At 53.8% G+C, this 18,485-nt stretch carries 17 protein-coding genes and 1 pseudogene; 5 read left to right on the forward strand and 13 right to left on the reverse strand.

Annotation, left to right across the window (positions count from 1 at the left end):
- Nucleotides 1–101, reverse strand: a pseudogene (locus GOW98_RS25925) (IS6 family transposase); the annotation flags it as partial.
- 246 nt (nucleotides 102–347) lie between these two features.
- Complete coding sequence (locus tag GOW98_RS23650; protein ID WP_170336762.1) at nucleotides 348–1,289, reverse strand: LysR family transcriptional regulator; 942 nt, start codon at nucleotides 1,287–1,289, stop codon at nucleotides 348–350.
- Between the two features lie 65 nt (nucleotides 1,290–1,354).
- On the opposite strand from GOW98_RS23650, the gene GOW98_RS23655 reads away from it, so the two are divergent.
- Entirely contained in the window at nucleotides 1,355–3,784 is a 2,430-nt protein-coding gene (locus GOW98_RS23655) for a GcvT family protein (RefSeq protein WP_170336764.1), read from the forward strand.
- A gap of 264 nt (nucleotides 3,785–4,048) precedes the next feature.
- Here GOW98_RS23655 and GOW98_RS23660 read toward each other — a convergent pair whose 3' ends face one another.
- The 3 genes from GOW98_RS23660 to GOW98_RS23670 form a co-directional block, all read right to left on the reverse strand.
- Nucleotides 4,049–4,699, reverse strand: a complete 651-nt coding sequence (locus GOW98_RS23660; protein ID WP_170336766.1) for a pyridoxamine 5'-phosphate oxidase family protein — start codon at nucleotides 4,697–4,699, stop codon at nucleotides 4,049–4,051.
- A 486-nt stretch (nucleotides 4,700–5,185) separates the two neighbouring features.
- Nucleotides 5,186–5,410, reverse strand: coding sequence for a DUF1127 domain-containing protein (locus GOW98_RS23665; RefSeq protein WP_170336768.1), 225 nt, complete (start codon nucleotides 5,408–5,410; stop codon nucleotides 5,186–5,188).
- Nucleotides 5,400–5,624, reverse strand: a complete 225-nt coding sequence (locus tag GOW98_RS23670; RefSeq protein ID WP_170336770.1) for a DUF1127 domain-containing protein — start codon at nucleotides 5,622–5,624, stop codon at nucleotides 5,400–5,402. Before GOW98_RS23670 ends, GOW98_RS23665 begins: the two co-directional genes overlap by 11 nt.
- A 130-nt stretch (nucleotides 5,625–5,754) precedes the next feature.
- Between GOW98_RS23670 and GOW98_RS23675 the strand changes: the two genes are divergently transcribed.
- Complete coding sequence (locus tag GOW98_RS23675; protein WP_170336772.1) at nucleotides 5,755–6,657, forward strand: LysR family transcriptional regulator; 903 nt, start codon at nucleotides 5,755–5,757, stop codon at nucleotides 6,655–6,657.
- A gap of 293 nt (nucleotides 6,658–6,950) precedes the next feature.
- On the opposite strand, the gene GOW98_RS23680 is transcribed toward GOW98_RS23675, so the two are convergent.
- The 5 genes from GOW98_RS23680 to GOW98_RS23700 form a co-directional block, all read right to left on the reverse strand.
- Nucleotides 6,951–9,200 carry a DUF1989 domain-containing protein gene (locus tag GOW98_RS23680; RefSeq protein ID WP_170336774.1) on the reverse strand — a complete coding sequence of 750 codons (2,250 nt, stop codon included), beginning with the start codon at nucleotides 9,198–9,200 and terminating at the stop codon, nucleotides 6,951–6,953.
- Between the two features lie 282 nt (nucleotides 9,201–9,482).
- A complete protein-coding gene (locus tag GOW98_RS23685) occupies nucleotides 9,483–10,793 on the reverse strand; it encodes a TRAP transporter large permease (protein ID WP_170336776.1) in 1,311 nt (436 codons plus the stop codon).
- Nucleotides 10,794–10,812: 19 nt separating this feature from the next.
- Nucleotides 10,813–11,376 carry a TRAP transporter small permease subunit gene (locus GOW98_RS23690; protein ID WP_170336778.1) on the reverse strand — a complete coding sequence of 188 codons (564 nt, stop codon included), beginning with the start codon at nucleotides 11,374–11,376 and terminating at the stop codon, nucleotides 10,813–10,815.
- 15 nt (nucleotides 11,377–11,391) lie between these two features.
- On the reverse strand, nucleotides 11,392–11,598 hold the full coding sequence (locus tag GOW98_RS23695) for a hypothetical protein (RefSeq protein WP_170336780.1): 207 nt from the start codon (nucleotides 11,596–11,598) through the stop codon (nucleotides 11,392–11,394).
- A gap of 48 nt (nucleotides 11,599–11,646) precedes the next feature.
- Entirely contained in the window at nucleotides 11,647–12,588 is a 942-nt protein-coding gene (locus tag GOW98_RS23700; RefSeq protein ID WP_170336782.1) for a C4-dicarboxylate TRAP transporter substrate-binding protein, read from the reverse strand.
- Nucleotides 12,589–12,780: 192 nt separating this feature from the next.
- On the opposite strand from GOW98_RS23700, the gene GOW98_RS23705 reads away from it, so the two are divergent.
- Nucleotides 12,781–13,758 (forward strand): LysR family transcriptional regulator, encoded by a 978-nt coding sequence (locus GOW98_RS23705; protein WP_170336784.1) that lies wholly within the window; start codon nucleotides 12,781–12,783, stop codon nucleotides 13,756–13,758.
- 707 nt (nucleotides 13,759–14,465) lie between these two features.
- Here the strand turns inward: GOW98_RS23705 and GOW98_RS23710 are convergent.
- Both GOW98_RS23710 and GOW98_RS23715 read right to left on the reverse strand, forming a co-directional pair.
- A complete protein-coding gene (locus tag GOW98_RS23710) occupies nucleotides 14,466–15,173 on the reverse strand; it encodes an IS6 family transposase (protein ID WP_170336786.1) in 708 nt (235 codons plus the stop codon).
- A gap of 426 nt (nucleotides 15,174–15,599) precedes the next feature.
- Nucleotides 15,600–15,845 (reverse strand): YdcH family protein, encoded by a 246-nt coding sequence (locus tag GOW98_RS23715; RefSeq protein WP_170336788.1) that lies wholly within the window; start codon nucleotides 15,843–15,845, stop codon nucleotides 15,600–15,602.
- A 173-nt stretch (nucleotides 15,846–16,018) separates the two neighbouring features.
- On the opposite strand from GOW98_RS23715, the gene GOW98_RS23720 reads away from it, so the two are divergent.
- Nucleotides 16,019–16,933 carry a hydrogen peroxide-inducible genes activator gene (locus GOW98_RS23720; RefSeq protein ID WP_254438153.1) on the forward strand — a complete coding sequence of 305 codons (915 nt, stop codon included), beginning with the start codon at nucleotides 16,019–16,021 and terminating at the stop codon, nucleotides 16,931–16,933.
- A gap of 152 nt (nucleotides 16,934–17,085) precedes the next feature.
- Nucleotides 17,086–17,829, forward strand: a complete 744-nt coding sequence (locus tag GOW98_RS23725; RefSeq protein ID WP_170336792.1) for an alpha/beta fold hydrolase — start codon at nucleotides 17,086–17,088, stop codon at nucleotides 17,827–17,829.
- 239 nt (nucleotides 17,830–18,068) lie between these two features.
- Here GOW98_RS23725 and GOW98_RS23730 read toward each other — a convergent pair.
- Nucleotides 18,069–18,485: DDE-type integrase/transposase/recombinase (locus tag GOW98_RS23730; RefSeq protein WP_170336795.1), on the reverse strand; the 417-nt coding region annotated here is incomplete at its 5' end.

Raw genomic sequence — 18,485 nt, forward strand, 5'->3', positions numbered from 1 at the left:
ACATTCCGAAGCGAGAGTGGAAACCGAATATACAGCATCACCGCAAGGCGGATGATCTCGGGGCTGGTTTTAAAGTATTTGAAAGAGGCAGATCTGGTCATGGGCAAAAGCTACGCAACACCCCTGCCCCGCCCAAGCAAAGTTCTTCTGACAAGACCCATAGATAAACTTGCCTGAAGTAAGCGGCGCGTCGGAATGTCGCACCAAGAGGCCGACCTAACTTGCTGACTTTGAAAAAGGTCGGCTTTGGGCTCAAAGCAGTCTTTCGACGAAAAACTACTAATGACCGTTGTGCGAGACGAAGCCGCCGTTCCAAATTTTGTTTTAAAGGTCCGCTTACGAAATCGCTATTCAATCAATTTTGACCGAACCCTCAGGATTTCAGCGCCCTCATCTTCGAAGTATGATCGCAACTCTTCGATAAACACTTGGACAAGGCGGCGAAGGTTGCCTCCGAGGTGGCCCAGTACAATCTTGAACGGCTCAACCGATGGCCCTAACGGTACAGCAACAACTTTGTCCCCTGCATAGGTTAGATCGTTCGCCACAGCCATATGCAGCATGGAACACCCCACCCCCCGCCCAACAAGGCTGCGGACCATTTCTAGCGATGTCGCAGTTGCAACTATTTTCGGGGCAACTCCCGCTTGGTCAAACTGGCCTGCGTAATACTCAGAGACTACGGGCAGATCGAGAAGGACGAAATTCTCGTCGCAAAGGTCCTGCATCGATACCTGAGATCGCGTCGCTAGCCGATGATTCTTTGGAACCAAGATGTAGGCGGGAACTTCAAGCAAGGTCTCATAAACGATCCCCGGCTTCATCGCGTTTGCGACGCAGACAATGACATCATGTGCCCCGGACATCAGTCCGTCCTGGGCGCTTTGGTTGTCGCATTCAGTGAACTTCGCAGCAACATCTGCATTATCGGCGAGAATGCGTTCAATAATCTGAGGCATGAAAGCCGGAGCCGCCGGTGCGTAATAGCCGACCGTCAAAACGCCACTGACCTGAAACCGCATGTCGCTGCCGTCGCGCATCAGGCTTCCATACTCGTCCAACAGGCTTTGAATCTTCGGTACCATCTGCTGACCGGTGGCCGTAAGCGAAATGCCTTTCGCGCGGTTTCGGATGGTCAGCTGCAGGCCAAACGAAGCTTCGACTTGGTTGACGGCAGTGTGCACCGCCGAGGGTACAACATTCACGACTTTTGCGGCCCCCGTGATGCTGCCTGTGCGGATCGCGGCCATGAAGTACCGCAATGCCTTAAGAGAAATGTCCGGTGTCATCGCATAGATTTATCTGAAAATAGCATTGTTAGGAATACTCATGGCGCATGGGTGGAGGTTTCAAGATGCGCACATCAGCAAGGGTTGTTATCGTTGGCGGCGGCGTCAGCGGCCTATCGGCGCTTTATCACCTGACCCAAGAGGGTTGGACAGATCTCGTCCTTCTGGAACGCAACGAACTGACCTCCGGCACCACATGGCATTCCGCCGCCCAGTGCCCACAACTTGCCTTCAATCAGCTGCTTCTACTTTTGCGCAAATATACAATCCAACTGTACAAGGAGCTGGCGGACGATCCTGACTACCCGATCAACTACCACCACCGAACGGGTGGAATGCGCCTGATCACCGATCAGGACAACTTGGATGCCTCCCACCACATTATCTCGGTGGCGAAGGGGCTTGGGATCAATTTTGATCTGCTAGATCCCGCCGAGGCGGTGCGGCGCAATCCGCTGGTTCAGGACCACGGGCTCATGGGGGCGCTCTGGGACGATCTGGACGGAGATATTGACCCAGCCCAACTGTGCCAAGCACTGGCGCGCAGGGCGCGTAAAGCAGGGGCCGAGATCACCCGAAATTGCCCAGTCACGGGCCTCACACAAAAGCCAGACAACGAATGGATCATCCATACAGACAAGGGCGACATCGAAGCCGAACACGTCGTGATCGCCGCCGGGTATCGCGCCAACGAGGTCGGTGAGATGCTCGACATCAAGTACCCGGTCATCAGCATGGAACATATGTACTTCGTCACCGAAGACATCCCTGAATTGCTCGATCGTCCCGACCGCGTCCCCATGGTTCGCTGTCCGCGCGATACGTTCTATATGCGCCAAGAAAAGAAGGGGCTGCTGGTCGGCATCTATGAGATGGACTGCAAGACCTTTGGTATGGACGGGATCGACCCAGACTTTGTTAATGCGCTCTGCCCGGATGATCTGGACCGGCTCTTGCCAAAGATGGATCCGATCTTTGAGCGGCTCCCATGTCTGCAAGAGGTTGGGATCAAGTCTGTGGTGAATGGCCCTATCGCCTATGCTGCGGATGCAGGGCCATTGGTCGGCAAGCAACCAGGGCGGCGCAATCTGTGGTCAATGAATGGTATTCGCGTCGGCATTGGTGAAGGCGGCGGTTACGGCAAGATGCTGGCCCAGATGATGGTGCATGGCGAGACCGAATGGGACACATGGCAGCTCGACCCGCGTCGGATCACCAGTTTTGCCAACACCGAATACACGGCACTGAAGGCAATTGAAGACTATCAAATGGAATTCCAGTGGCACATGCCACACGAACACCGGCCCGCCGGTCGGCCTGCCAAGACAACGCCGCTTTATCCCGTGCTGCAGGCGCAGGGAGCCGCCTTTGGGGTGGTCAACGGCTGGGAGCGCACGAGTTTCTACAAACCGAGGCCCGATTTTGTCGAAGAGTACAGCTACAAGTTCTGCAACTGGCATGATGTGGTCGCAGCCGAGGTCAAGGCCGTGCAAACCCGTGTAGGCATCGCCGAATTGTCCGGTTTCAACCGGTTTGAAATCACAGGAACGGACGCAGCCGCATGGATTGACAGCCTGACCTGCACCAAACTGCCTAAAGCAAAGGGCCGCGTCGGTCTGTGCTACTTCCTGAGCGACAACGGCAACATAGACGCTGAAGCGACAGTGACCAAATTCTCGGACAACCACCTGTGGTACTGCTCGGCTGCAGCGGCGGAATACCATGACATGGATTGGCTCACTGAACGCCTGCCCGCCGGATCAGACATCCAGATCACCAGCCTGACCAACAGTCACACGGTTCTGATCATTGCTGGCCCCCATGCGCGCGCCCTGTTGGACGCAGCCTGCGCACGCCCAAGCTTCGCCCAGCACGACTTTCCATGGATGACCGCTCGAACCTGTTTTGTTGGGCATGTTGAAGCGACAATAATGGCCGTCAGCTTTTCCGGAGAACAGGCCTTCGAGGTCCATATCCCTAACATCCAGCTCCACGCCGCTTACTTCGCTTTGACAAAGGCGGGCGAGGCTTTCGGCCTGACCCACTTTGGCATGTACGCAATTGAATCCATGCGAATGGAGAAAGGGTATGGCCACTGGAAGGGCGATTTCATCACCGAATTCAACCCCTTCGAGGCAGGCGTCGAGCGCTTCGTTGATCTCTCAAAAGACTTCCCCGGCAAGGTCGGTTTGGAACGTCAAATCGCCCTTGGAAATCGGCGCAAACGAGTCCTGATTGAAATTGATAGCAAATCCGCGCCCGCGCATGCAGGTGAAACAGTCTTCGATGGCACAATACCGGTCGGAACCATCACCTCAGCCGCATGGGGGCATCGGACCGAAAAGAACTTGGCGATAGCTTATGTTGACCCTAGACACTCGGGCGTTGGCACAGACCTTAGCGTGATGCTGATCGGCCAACGGGTTGGGGCAACCATTGCCGAAAGCTGCATCTATGACACCGCGCATGCCATCCCGCGCGGTCAACGCGAATAGCTGCCATTTGATCTTACCGCAGCAATTGTAACTTTGGGCTCAACGCAGTCGTCTGAGTGTTTTTCTCAGATGACTGATTTGAGGCTTTGAGCGGACGTTAACCCCCGAAACTCGGAGTTTCGAACAGGAACGACCGCTTTCACCAAAAGCGGTCGCTCTCCCAAATCTTGGCTACGACCGGCTTGCGGACAAAACCGACCTGGGTTGTCGACTCGCGAATGACTGCTTCTGGAAGTAGATGCCTCGCCAGCCCTGCCAAAGAATTCAATACATCGTCTGGCGATACTCTTGTTCCAACCCTTCATCGAGCTGTCTTTGCTCTTCCGGGTCTGAAGGCGCCCCGGTTGTTTGATCCAATATGATCTTCATTAGTGAAGCAACGTCGTTTCTGTTTTGATGAAGGTCGGCGTCCCAGAGATTTGATCGTCGCAAGGCCTTTGCACAATGAATGAAGACTTCTTCAACATGAACTGCGATGGCAATTCCGGGGACACGCTCGTTAACAACCATCATGGCAAGGAGATCGGGATCGCGTGTTAGCTGCGCGGTGCCATTCACCCTCATGGTTTCGTCAAAGCCGGGAACTAGGAAAAGTAGGCCCACTTTGGGGTTTGTAAGTATATTTGACAGTGTGTCGAGACGGTTATTGCCCGGTCGGTCTGGGATCAGGAGTGTCTTGCGATCCAGTATCTTCACAAAACCGCGTGGATCACCCCTAGGACTGACGTCTGCGGCTCCATCCTTCGATTGCGTTCCGACACAGACAAACGTGGATCTTTCGATAAAAGAGCGCGCATGATCATCAACGTAGTTGAGACACTTTTTGATTGCGATGTCGTGGGTCGCGGAGAATTTTGACCTAAGGTCAGTTTCATCGTGAACGAGATATTCGGGATTGAGTTCTGTGGTGCCCAACGTCTTGCCTCCGACTACCGCTCTCACAAGCACCACGAAAAGATGCTAGTGAGCGGCAATGTACGATACCAGCTGGCATTGGGACAAGTTGCAGCACTGCGCGCTTTTTGACTCACAGCGGACCTTCGGCGCTGCGGCACACTATCTTCAATGGCTTATGACATCTAATCGGGACTAAGCTGACATCCACTCAGGTTGCTGCTCTTACTGCGCACTGACGCAGTAAACTCAACCATTTTGGAAGCTGTGCTATCATGCGGTGGGTGGTGCGGATCGATGTTTTCCGCCTGCAAGTCGTTCTAGCTCTGGTCCTGCAAATTCGTCTAAAATTATCGAGCCAGCACTTTCGGGAGGAGTTGAAAGTGCTGGCCCGTGCGTTGGCGCTCCCTGTTGGCTTTTTCGCCCCCGCGCATGCTGGCTTACTCTGGGAGGAGTGAGAACCAGCAAATTTCGAGTTGCCCTCTGACCTAGAGAGCCTCGGATCTATTAGTCAGCCATTAACTTCGCGGCATAATCCGGGATATCGGATCGCGAAATTCCGATCTGAGAGAGCTGATAGTCGCTCATGTTCGAAAGTGTGGAGAGCATTCGAGCCAATTGCAGTGCCTTTAAGGCAGCATTTGCCGTGGATCCGATCCACGCCAAGAAGCTGATTGATTGGGAGATAGTATGACCGCGATCTGTACCAACCGTCTGGGTGTCAACAGCCATAGGCGGCCTCCAAAGCGAGTTTTTTGATGTTACTGCGCGGGATGCCCAGATCTGTCAGGTCGCGGTCGGACAGAATTGAGAGCTCATAATACGTTGCGCGATAAATCCTGCGCTTGGACTGTGCCTTTCGCATCGTGTCCAACTTTTGATGAAAGAACGTGCGGCCAGCTTCGAAAACGACATCCAGCCCGCTGTTTGATCGAGTAATTGCCATGATATTACCTCGCCCATTGCTGCAATGCAGTATTTATGCTGCAATGCAGAGATAGACGAGTTTGGTAGCGCTCTCAATTTGGCAATTTGGCAAAGGCCCCATGCCAGATTGGAACAGCAAGGGTCATGACATGGATATCTCTGCGCAAATGTTAATCTTTGCGACGGTTGTCGAGCAGGGAAGCATATCTGCGGCTGCACGATCAATGAGACAAACCCCATCGGCTGTAAGCAAGCAGATCGGTTTGCTCGAAGATCAGGTGCACTACCGCCTTCTGAATCGCACCAGAACAGGTGTCTCCCCGACGCAAGAAGGCCAAGCATTCTACGAAAAATGCAAAGCGATGGCTGATAAATTCAAAGAAGCCGAAGCGATGATCCATAACTTTGACGGCATCCCGCGCGGATTACTCAGAGTCGCGTCCACGGTTGCCTTTGGTAAGTCCCAGCTGATCCCTGCTCTGCCTGAATTCATGGAAGAGAATCTCGAGGTTCAAGTGTCGTTGGATTTAACCGACCGGGAGATTGATCTTCGGAGTGAAGGGTTCGATGTAGCAATCTGCTTTGCTGAACAACGCAAGAACCCAGATATGGTCGTCAGGCGCATTATGCGGAGCCGCAGGGTGCTTTGTGCTTCACCTGAATACATTGAGCGGTCTGGAACGCCGTCGAATTTTGCTGAATTGGCCGACCACAATTGCCTCAGGGTTGCCGGAGGAAGCCAAAGGAACTCTTGGAACAGCATCGAACCAAAGGCAGGCGACGAATTTGAAGCAACGGGCAGTTTTCAAGGAAACAGCACCGATGTCGTCTTTCGAGCGGCACTAGCTGGTATAGGGATCGCGCGGCTCCCCTGTTACATCACAGACTGCAAGTTTAAATCCGGCGAACTCGTCCATGTTATGCCAGAATACGCACCGCCCAGTACTGATATCGTCGTAATGTTTGCCGACAGGCGCAATCTAGCGCCGAAAACCCGAGCGTTCGTGGATTACCTGGTGCGACGGTTTCGGAATGTCCAAGACGACAAATGACCTGACAATCAACAGTGAAATCTAACTGGACGGCTCTAGATCGACTTGGCGCCCGCAGTAGCGGCCGATTTGGGCTCGGTGCGATCATTCAGAGATTTATTTTGAGTGACCGCAGTGCGGACAATGTTGCCGTAGGCTCAATGGTTGTTGAGGACCGGTCTCAGCCCAAAGCGAACCAAATCGCTCTGCACTTAGGGCGGCCAAATCGCTCATTGCCACGCGCGCAAGTTCAGCATGAAACTCCGCTGTAGTTTCGACGCCATACCGCGATCCGAAGGGATTTTTTTCTCTAATTATGCTCTTGCTTTCTCTCTCTTGGGATCAAGGAAGGGCAAACCGGTTACGGTACAAGGCAGGCGCTTCATATGTCCGTCCAGCTTGCCAACCTCAAGCTCGGTGCCCTGTTCAGCGTTTTCTATGGCCACGCGTGCCATTGCGATGGCGTGTCCCAATTGGGGTGAATGCGTTGCGCTGGTGATGACGCCGACTTGCTCTCGGCCTAGAAAAACGGGGTCGCCATGATGCGGGGCCTGCTTGGTGGGGAAATTCAACCCGACAAGTTTTCGCCGAACCGCTTGCGCATTCCGTGCCAGTGCATCCTTTCCGATGAAGTTATCCTTTTTGAAATCGACGGCAAAGCCCAGGCCCGATTCTATCGCATCCACATCTGGCCCGAATTCCGCGCCTGCGACCACCAACCCGGCCTCGATCCGAACCATGTCCAGTGCCTCGCTGCCCATGGGCATAAGACCAAGCGGTTTACCAGCGCTCATCAACGCATCCCATATCTCGACCGCATCTTCGCGGTCGCAGAATATCTCGTATCCCAGTTCACCCGTGAATCCGGTTCGGCACAACAGGAACAAAGGACCGGTGCTGTCCCCCAGCCGGGCGACCGTGAAGCCAAACCATTTGATGTTCTCAAGCGCAGGGCGTGCCCGGTGTGTGTAAACAATCTTGCTGAGGATTTCGCGGGACTTTGGGCCCTGCAAGGCTAGGTTGACCATCCGGTGCCCGAGCGAGCGGATATGGGCGTTCAGACCAAGCTTTTCCGCCGTCTCGCGCAGGTGCAGCGCGGAGTTATCCGAACCACAGCACCAGCGATACGTCGTGGGTTCAATGCAAAACAGGGTGCCATCGTCCAGCGCACTGCCTCGCTCGTCGCAGATCAGGGCATAAAAGCCGCGGTGCTGGGCCAGCTTCTCAACATTTCGCGTCAGGCAATGTTGCAGCAGTTCTGCCGCGTCCGGTCCGATCACGTCGTATTTCCTCAGACCCGACATGTCCTGAAGCGTAGCCGCGTTCTTGCAGGCCCAGTATTCCTCGATGGCGCCGGTCGCATCGAAATGTGTTGGGGTCCAAAGATCCCGGGACACAGTGTATTTGCTGGTGAGCTTGGAAATGCGCGGGTGAAATGCGGAATGACGGGTCAGCTTCTCGCCATCCTCCGGCTGCGCCCTCCAGGAAACAGAATGTGAAATAGACGTATCCTCTTCGTAGATGCGAACGTGAATATCGGTGGGGTCCCAGCCGTTGATCGGATCGACGTCATCCGGGCAGGCCGTGGACACACAGACCAGATCGGTCAGGGCTTCCATGACGACATGGTCACCGGGTCGCGACCACGCCTCGTCCGAGGCCAGGTGCCCGTGGCCCTGATCCATCCAGGAGTTGAAAAAGAAGTTGACCGCAGGCCATGCCGCACGGGCTCCGATTCCATAGGGGCGGTAAGCTTCGGTGATATTGTCGGAACAGTTCAGATGGCCGGGAAACCCGCGATCTTCGTACCCCCGTGCGGTGCAGGCCAGAGCAAACGTATCGTGGCGGCCAACGGTGTCCTGCCGAACCGCCAGTAGAGGGCGGATATCCTGATCGTAGAACTTGTCATGCAATCCCGGCAATGGATAGGCGCTGCGCGCCATGGTCCGGGAGACGGTAGAATCAATGTAGCGTTCAACACCGCTGTCCAGGCTTGCGGCGTGCATGGCCATAAAGTCTGAACACTGCTGACCCTCGATATCGATGATCTGGACGAACTGGCCCTTTTTCAGCGTGTAGGCCATTGCCGTCCCCCGGTCGACACGCCATTCGTCGCGTATTTTCCCAAGGGGCTCGGGCAGCAGAAATTCAGAGGACGCGCCGTCGGGAAGTTTCACGTCCACGGTGAAACGCCCGCCGCCTCCGGCAGACACGAACCCCTCTGTCACGGGGGCAACAATGAAAAACGTGCAGCGTTTGATTGTTCGGGTCAGGAACACCTGACCGGGATCAGTCTCAGGTCCAAATACATGATAGGTGCTTGCGCTCTTCAGCCCCTCGTCACGGCTCTTGGCGATTGCGGCCATGAAGCGGCTGTCAAACCTGGTCGCATCCAGGGCGATGCTTTGATCGTGCGGCACTTCGATGGCCGAGGGCGAGAACACGTGTTCATCATCGGCCAGAGCTGTGATCCATGCGGATGCTCCACCGTCGACGTTTGTGATCGACAGAATTGCACCCTTGGGGAGGTCAATATGCGCTTCACCCCCCCATTGGATGTCCATCCGCAAGCGGTTAGGTGTTTGCAGGCCCCGATACCTTTCACGGTCAGAGTTTATTGATGTGTGCGCTTTAAACACGTTTCGGTTTCCCTTGGATGGGTGGCGAGCCGTTCAGTCTCTTAAGACGCGGGTGTATCGCCAGATAGATGAGAGCAGAGTTTGTTTCGGCGTGATGAAATCGCGGGCCCCGAGCCGGGCAAAATGCCGGGCTACTTGGGCGCTCTGGGATTATTCTCCTCTGACTGCGTCAATTTCCATTGCCACATTTTGCAAACCGCAATTTCGTTACTGAATCATCGCTTCCGGCAACCAAGTCGCCAAACCGGGCACGACGATCAGCATTGCCAGCACGATGATGTCGAAGAAGATGAACGGTACGACACCTTTGTAGATGTCGGCGAAACTCGCCTGCCCTTTGACACCTCCCATGACCGCAAAGAGGTTCAGTCCGACCGGCGGGGTCACCACCGAGATCTCGATCAGCTTGGTAACTACAATCCCGAACCAGATCGGGTTGATCCCCAGTTCTTGGGTTACAGGAAAGAAGAACGGCAAAGTGACCACCATCATCGACGTGGTGTCCAGAAAACAGCCAAGTACGATATAAATCACCGACACCATGATCAGGAATTTGATCGGCGTGTCGGCGACGGCGGTGACAAGCAGAACGATGTCGTCAATTACCCCGACAACGACAAGCATACGCGACAGCAGCAGCCCACCGATCAGTACGATAAAGAGGATACAGCTGATAAAGGCTGCGTCCTGAAGCGCAGGAACCAGCCAACCCTTGAAAGTTCTCTTGCGCGACAACGCATATAGGAATGCACCGAACGCACCCACAGCGCCTGCTGCAGAAGGTGGGAAAGAGCCAGTATAAATGCCGCCCAGAACCAGCATGAGCAGAACGGGAATGGGCCAGATGCCTCGCAGCGCGAGCACCTTTTCCCGCATCGGAACAGGCTCGGTGATGGGTGGCGCCAAATTCGGCCGGATGCCCACCAGAACGCGTACACCCGTCAGGTAGACCACAGCCGTGATAAGACCGGGTATGACCCCGGCGATCAAAAGCTGTCCGACCGACTGCTCGGTCATCACCGCATAGATCACCATGGTGATTGAAGGTGGGATCATGGCCGCAAAGCTGCCGGCACCGGCAATCGCACCCAAAGAGAGACTGCGCGAATAGCCGAATTTGACCATTTCAGGAAACGCAATGCGAGTGAACACCACGGCGTTGACCGCAGTGGAACCCGAGATAGCAGCAAAAACCGCTGACCCAACGATCACTGCTTGATACAGGCCGCCTTTCATGCGCCGCAACCACATATCGGCCACACGAAAGACCTCGGCAGTCACGCCTGACGCCTCTGCCAGTACGCCCATGAGCACAAACATGGGCAAAACGGCCAGCGAGTAGTCGTTCACCACGGCAAAGGGAAGTGTTTGCAATTGTCCAAATGCGAAGTTCGGGCCGAGATCAACCAACATGCCGCCCACGCCCACCATGCCCATTGCCACACCGACGGGGATGCCAAGTGCCAGGAACAGAAACAGGAAGGCTGCGCAGAGAATTGCGAGTGTAAGCGGCTCCATGACGATTTCTCAGACCTTCTTATGGAAGTTGGGATTCACGCTCGACGGCTCGTTCGGTTTCGGAGGCATCGTCACGATTGAGGATGCACGCGACGAGGTCATAGAGGTTTTGCAGGACCATCAGCGATGCGCCCAAGGCCAAAACGAAACGAGCTGGCCAGATCGGGAAATTGATCGCGCCGGACACATACTCTCCGACCTCAAACCCACGCAGGCCGGATTTCCAGCCGAACCAAGCGATCAGGGAAAACAGCGTCAGGCTGAACAGGTATTGCAGTATATCGGTCAGCTTTCGCAGAGGTCTTGGCAGGTGATCTGTCAGCACCGCGACCCGGATGTGCGCCCGTTGGGCTTGAGCAAGCGCCACGGAAAAGAAAATCACGATGACCATCATCGTCGCCATGAACTCGAAAGCCGCAGGGATCGGCCGGGCTAGAACATTGGTGCTGATAACATCCAATGCGCCGGTAAGCATCATGGCCAGCATCGCGAAGCCTGCAATGGTTGCCGCGCCTCTTCTGAGATGGCGAAGCCCCCGGGCTGGTCCGGATTCATTCGCTTGCAAGGTCCTGTTGCCGGACATTAATTTCTCCCATGTTCAGCTGCTCGCACTTGGTTCGCCGCGGCCAATCAAACCTTTAGTGGCTGCTGATTTGCGTAAGGTTGGTGCAAGGATGTGTTGCGCTATCTGCCCGTCCGCGAAGTTCAGGTTCACCGAAAAGCACGCCCATTTCGTAGCCAGGTCTTTTCGGCAGCAGCGGTTGCGTCGAACCTCGGCATGGTTTCGAACGGTGGCGATCAGCATTGACGCACCCGTTCCTTGTCAACAGGTTCGGGTGCGTGCCGCCGGATCTTATTGAACGACTTCTTCCCAGATCGAAATCATCTTGCGCGCATCGTCGCCTTTGCCCTTTTCATCCATGGTGACGACGAAATCGGCAAAGAAATCGGGGTTGGCATCCATCCACTTTTGCTTCTCTTCTTCCGGGAACTCATGGAAGGTGACACCCAGTTGAGCCAGTGCCTTACGCGCGCCGGCATCTGCGGCCATGGTCGCGTCGCGGTCTTTTCGCATGGCTTCGCGCGAGACTTCTTCAATAATGGACTGATGCTCGGGGCTGAGTTGGTTCCAGGCATCCAGCGAAATCCAGGTCGCGTTGGTGGGCCCCTCCCAGATGGTAATTTCCGAGATATGCTTGGCCACTTCGTAGATTTTGTAGTTCACAACCAAATCCACCGAGAATGGGATGCAGTCCACGGTGCCGCGGGACAAACCTTCGTATATCTCCGGCAAAAACAGTGTGACCGGGGTTGCACCAACAGCCTCAGCCGCTTTGGGTAAGGCCTCGCCCCATGTGCGTAACTTTTTGCCCTCCATTCCAGCGACATCGGTCACCGGGTCCTTACAAACTAGAAGATATGGATTCAGATGATGGAAGAACAACGTTTTCAAACCGTTTTCTTCGGCCTCAGCATTGAGTGCCGGCAGCTCATCCATCAATCGTTCCATCAGTTCTGTGGCCTGCGGCACGCTGTCCATTGCCATCGGGATTGAGTTTGGGGCCGCGTGCATGGGCAGTTGTGCCGGGAAGTACCCGGGTGACATCATGGAAATCTCGATGGCGCCGCTGCGCATCAATTCAAGATTTTCCTGCGCCTTGCCCAAAGCGCCGCTGAAGAAAAGCCGAACTTCCACTTCACCATCTGTGCGCTTCTCGATTTCCTCAGCCCACCACTTGTCGATCTGAGACCCGGAATGAGTTTCGGGCCATTGGCTGTTGGCCTTGAGTGTCATCTTTGCGAAAGCCGGTTGAGCAGTAAAAAGTGCGCCGCAAATGACCGCCGCGCTAACGAAGCCCGACCCGATACGTGTGTGTTTTTGTAAGCCCATAGACTGGTCTTCCTCTGTTGGTGGCTGGTGCTGTTCGAGAGCACTGTGAATTTTTGTTGTCTTTGCGGAAGTCACGTTACCAAGGGCTTTTTCATATTGAAATACGCCAATCTTTTATGCTTATTGATAAGCAATAATTATCCTTTTGGTTGGGAAATGGCTCAGAATCTCTTTGATAATCGTCAGTTAGAAGCACTCTACTGGATCGCTCGTCTAGGAAGTTTTGCCTCCGCCGCACGCAAGCTCAACACTAGCCAACCTGCAATTTCTCAGAGAATTCGCGATCTCGAATCGACGCTTGGTGTCACGCTTTTTGACCGAAGCCGTCGGCGTGCCGTCTTGACGCCACAGGGCCGGGAAGCGGTTGAACTGGCTCAACGCATGCTGTCTATCGCTGCGGAACTACGAGACCGCTTGGCGAAACAAGAGTTCCTCCACGGCCTATTGCGCGTGGGGGTAAACGAAACCGTAGCACTGTCTTGGTTGCCGCAACTCATGCGAAAGATCAACGAAGAGCTACCGAACGTTGAATTGGAATTGCATGTAGGTCTCACGCAGGAGCTCTGGGACAAGTATCAACGCGGTAGCCTGGAGCTTCTGTTGGTATCAGGTCCGATTGAACCTGACACAGTCGTTTTGGAATCCTTGGGTACTACGACGTATGTCTGGATGATGGCTCCGCAGTCGGGCGCATCCACGCAACGGATCGAACCGTGCGACTTCAAAGACCTTTCCATCATTACCCATGGCCCAGGCTCTACAATGCACGAAGCAATTCTAGACTGGTTCCGGCTTAACGGGATCCGGGTACCCAATAGTGACGTTTGCCATTCGTTATCAGCGATGGCGGCTTTGACCATGGCCGGACTAGGAATTAGCCCCTTGCCGCCACTCATTTACCATCAGGAAATTGAGGCCGGGAAACTTATCGCACTCGAACCGGTGCCGGCGTTAGAGCCACTCGAATTCTGGGCGGTTTACCCGCGTCTGGCAGTGTCACCTCTGCCGGCCGCTGTTAGTCGTCTCGCGCGGCAAGTCAGCACTTTTGAGGACCGGAGCCCATCCACCAAATAAAGGAAGATTTCATTTAGGAAATGCTGTGGAATATTTGAACAGTTTAGCATTCGGTCAAAAAGTTATCGACAACGGCTTCATTGCTCGCAAGGGTTTACGCTAGCGCGACACCTCGGAGTCCTATGGGGCACGAATGGTCTTTTCAGCCGCTCGAAACTCTGGAGTAAGCAATCAAAAGAAGGCACCTCAAACCGGGCGCCTTCATCAGATTACACGAACTTTGGAATGCAATGCGGTGTTGTCGTGCGAACCCTAGTCTCGGGTGTGCCTCAACGCACCTAAGTTATCAAATGTACATCCAGGAATGCACTGCTAGAAACAGACAGGTTGCCGCGACAAGAACGGTTATACCTAGTGCGTCTTTTGCAATTTGAGCCATGTTCCAGTTCCTTACGATTGGAAGCTTCGGTTTCGCTGAAGTAAGTGAGTACCTTCAATTCATCCATACCCAAGTTTGCATAGGCGCTTTTTAATTCTCACATAGCTAATCGAAAGATTCGGTTGTGTCGTAATCTATTGGTTTGGTTTGACGCGGATGCAAGTTCCAAACTTTGTTTCATGAGATTTGTCCTCTTCCTAGCTTCAGCATGGTGGCCGTTGACGGAAGCAGATCGTTGCTTGCGAAGCAGGGTGCTGAGAATCAATCCTTTCCTCGGTTCTGTCAGACAAATTCGAACCAGTCTCAGCTAGGCCAGTAGAGCTGTCCTTTATTCGGCACAAAAACCGCGCCACTCGGCAAGAGCGACGGTGCGTGTCAGCTTGAAGGTTTCTCGGCTAGTGAGCGATCTTTCCTGGTTGAAGTGGTTGTAGACAGAGGAGTGGACGGAGGCGAACTTCTGCAAACTTCGCATGCGCCTGAAACGCTGCATGGCGCGTTCGCGTCTTCGAAACGGGAGGTGTGAATTCTCAACGCGGTTATTGAGCCACCTGCCCGTCTGCTGTTTTTCGGTAGCCCCAAGCTCTCTGAGAGCGGCCCGATACGATGCGAAGCGGTCCGTCACAATCTCTTCCGCACAGCCATGGCGCTTCATCAATTTCCGGAGGAATTTCAATGCGGCCTGCTTGTTTCGGCGTTTGGTGACGACTGCTTCCAGCACTTCGCCATCATGATCTACAGCCCGCCAGAGGTAGTGCCTCTTGCCATTCACCTTCACAAAAACCTCGTCCACGTGCCACTTCCATTTCGAGAATACGCGCAGTTGCTGAACTCGCTTTCGTCTGATCTCAGAAGCAAACATCGGACCGAACCTGTTCCACCAATATCGGACGGTTTCGTGGCAAACGTCGATCCCGCGTTCGTGCAGCAGATCTTCGACATTCCGAAGCGAGAGTGGAAACCGAATATACAGCATCACCGCAAGGCGGATGATCTCGGGGCTGGTCTTGAAATACTTGAAGGAGGCAGGTCTGGTCATGGGCAAAAGCTACGCAACCGCCCTCCCCCGCTCAAGCAATGTTAATCTGACAAGACCGTGACGTACTATTGGTCTTTAGCGCAACCGTAGCAAAACTGGCGTTTTGCGCACTCTTGGAGTCTGCAAAGCTTGACTTTGAATGTCCGCTTTGGGCTGTCTTGATGCGTTAACCGGTTAGTCGCAATGATATAGAACCATTAAAGTTTTATGGCCCCCATGCATGGAAACGGTGCACAGAAGCCGCGCTCCTGTTCTATCGGATTTGACGCTGGTACTGACGCTGTGCTTGTTTCTGATTAACGTGCGGACTACCGCCGTCCGGTCCATCCTCTTCATCTTCCAGAATGGCATTTCTCATGTCCCCCAGATCAGTGCTGTGAAAGTACCTGAGACCGGTCAGTTGATACACTTGTGGAAACATATTGATCACCTTTGTGGATGAGGAGACTGGCTGGGCGACAAGGCACTCAATGTACGAAGCAACCCATCATAACGTAACATCTGGTCTTTCAATTCCAGCTTCCTGCGTTTGAGTTGTTGCAAAGACAATGAACATGGCAGCGGTCGCTTCAGCTCGTCTGCGATCAGCCTTTTAACTTCCATGTTTTTAATGCGCAGCTCGGCCAGGCGGGCTTTCAACGAAAAGACTTTGACACGGTTATTGCGGGGCATTTTTGTCTCCTATTTGGGTGGCGCTTTATTTGGGCTGACTGACGAACCCGCTCAATCAGCACTTACTGTTTTAATATCGGTTGGATTGACGTTCTTAAAAGGTGATCATAAATTAAAATTAAATAGGAAAAACCTATCAATTGAGGGCTGGCATCGTGGGTAATGATGTAACTTTGAAGCAGCTAGCATACTTTGTCGCGCTGACCGAAGCGCGACACTATCGGCGCGCAGCTGAATGCCTGGGCATCAGCCAGCCTTCGCTTAGTCAGCAGATCGCAGGGTTGGAAGCCATGCTTGGTGTCGAACTAGTCGAGCGTGGTCAACGAGGAGCAATCCTGACACCAACTGGTCGGGAAGTTCTGGCGCAGGCGCGACGGGTGCTTGAAGAAGCGGAAACGCTTAAGGACTTGGCGCGAGATGCCAGCGCCGGTGTCAGTGGCACCATCCGGTTAGGAACATCTCCCACACTGGGTCCCTATTTTCTCCCGTATGTTATGCGGCACCTACATACGTCTTATCCTTCACTTAAGTTGATCGTTCGAGATGCAGCACCGCTGGTTCTGCAAGAAGAGCTTCTTCGCGGTCAGCACGATCTAATCCTCACACAGCTTCCGGTACGATCAGCCGACTTGGAGGTAGAGCGCCTATTCCGGGAGCCACTCAAGCTGACCGTCGCAAAAGATCATGCGCTGTCGAGCAAGTCTGAAGCCCAAGATGCGGACTTGGCCGGGCAAGACATTCTTGCTTTGACGTCGACTTACGTGTTGCACAATCAGATTGTCGCTTTGTGCGAGGAATTGGGTGCCAATCCAAGGCAAGACTATGAAGGTACAAGTCTTGATGCCTTACGGCAAATGACTGCGTTAAACATGGGTGTCTGCTTTCTGCCTGCTCTGTATGTTCGTTCCGAAGTTTCCCCGGACACTGGGGATGTTTCTGTGCTGTCGTTTCGCAAGGACCGTTTCACTAGGTCCGTTGGCTTGGTCTGGAGAAAACGTTCAGCGCACAAACGCATAATTGAGAGAATAGGAACTGTTTTCCGGTCTGTTGCGCGCGGCAAGTTTGCCGATCTGCTGACTCCAGAGTGAAGTGTATAGTCGCAATGCTTGATCACGTTAGAGTTCTATTTGTCTGTATCAAAGAAACCTACGCTTAGTTCCGCAAACAGCCTTCTCGTAACAATGTAGCTCGCACGACGGGGCCATGTTATTGCATGTCTGGCAGAGTTCAGGAGATTGATGTGTGTGCCGAACACTCAAAACAATTCAAAGGGGTGCGTGACAATCGGCCGATCATTTTGTTGGTTGCAGGTTTCGGTGACAATGGAAGCATGTTTGACGGGTTGGCTGAAACACATCTTGCCATCACCCATCGCTTACTGCCCACCAATCTTCCGGGATTTGGCGCTCAGCCCCTGGCTGGGAGAACGACTCTCGAAGCCCTATCGCAATATGTTAAAAATGAAGCAGTAAAGTATGAGGCAGAAATTGTTGTCGCCCATTCTGTGGCTTCAATCATAGCTTCCTTAGCTGCCAGCCGGGTTGACTGCCCGTTGACCACCATCGTTTCGTTGGAAGGAAATATTACCGCCGCGGATGCCTATTTTTCCGGGACAGCAGCCGATTACAGTGATCCGGTGGAGTTTCGCGACGCGTTTCTAAGACGGCTAGATGAAATGGCGAAGTCTGCGCCGATCATAAGACGATATCGCGACGAAGTCTCAAAGGCCAATCCCATGGCGCTGTGGCAGCTCGGCATCGACGCGCGGAAGTTTTCGACAGATCACGTACCAGGTGAGGTTTTGCAACGCGCAGCAAATGTCACCTACTTGTATAACCCCGACAATTGCCCCGAAGGCACTGTCCGTTGGCTAGAAGAAAACAAGATGAACCAGATCATCTTAGAAAACGCCACACATTGGCCGAGCGTAGACCAACCTGAAGTACTCGCGAACAAAATCGCCGAGGCGCTCAAAGAATTCTAATGCGGGCGCAAATTGGAGTTCGTTGAAAGTCGAGTTGCGTGTTTCGGAATTTGCAGAGCTTGGTTTTGAAGGTCTGGTTTGGGCTGCGACTTGCCGAATGCAGGTGCAGCAAGCACTTTGACTTCGTGTGGTAGGACTGGGTTCGAAGCAGTCATCCGACAGCTATAGCCAAAAGACTGGTTTGCGGGTGCTGTCAGACGAATTCGAACCAGTCTCAGTTTCCCACAGAAACCGCGAACCTATGCGGAACAAAGTTGACGCCACTCGCTAAGAGCGGCGGTGCGTGTCAGCTTGAAGGTGCCTCGGCTGGTGAGCGATCGCTCCTGGTTGAAATGGTTGTATACGGAGGAATGGACAGCGGCGAATTTCTGTAAACTTCGCATGCGCCTGAAACGCTGCATCGCGCGTTCGCGTCGTCGAAACGGCAGGTGCGAATTCTCAACGCGGTTGTTGAGCCACCTTCCCGTCCTTTGTTTTTCGAGTGCACCCAATTGTCTGAACGCAGCCTTATAGGATGCGAACCGATCCGTGATAACGGTTTCCGCTTTACCGTGTCGCTTCATCAATTTCTTGAGGAATTTCAGTGCTGCAGCTTTGTTTCGGCGTTTGGTGACAATGGCTTCCAGCACCTCGCCTTCATGATCAACGGCCCGCCA

The sequence above is a fragment of the Ruegeria arenilitoris genome (assembly GCF_013032445.1).
GTDB lineage: Bacteria > Pseudomonadota > Alphaproteobacteria > Rhodobacterales > Rhodobacteraceae > Ruegeria > Ruegeria arenilitoris_F.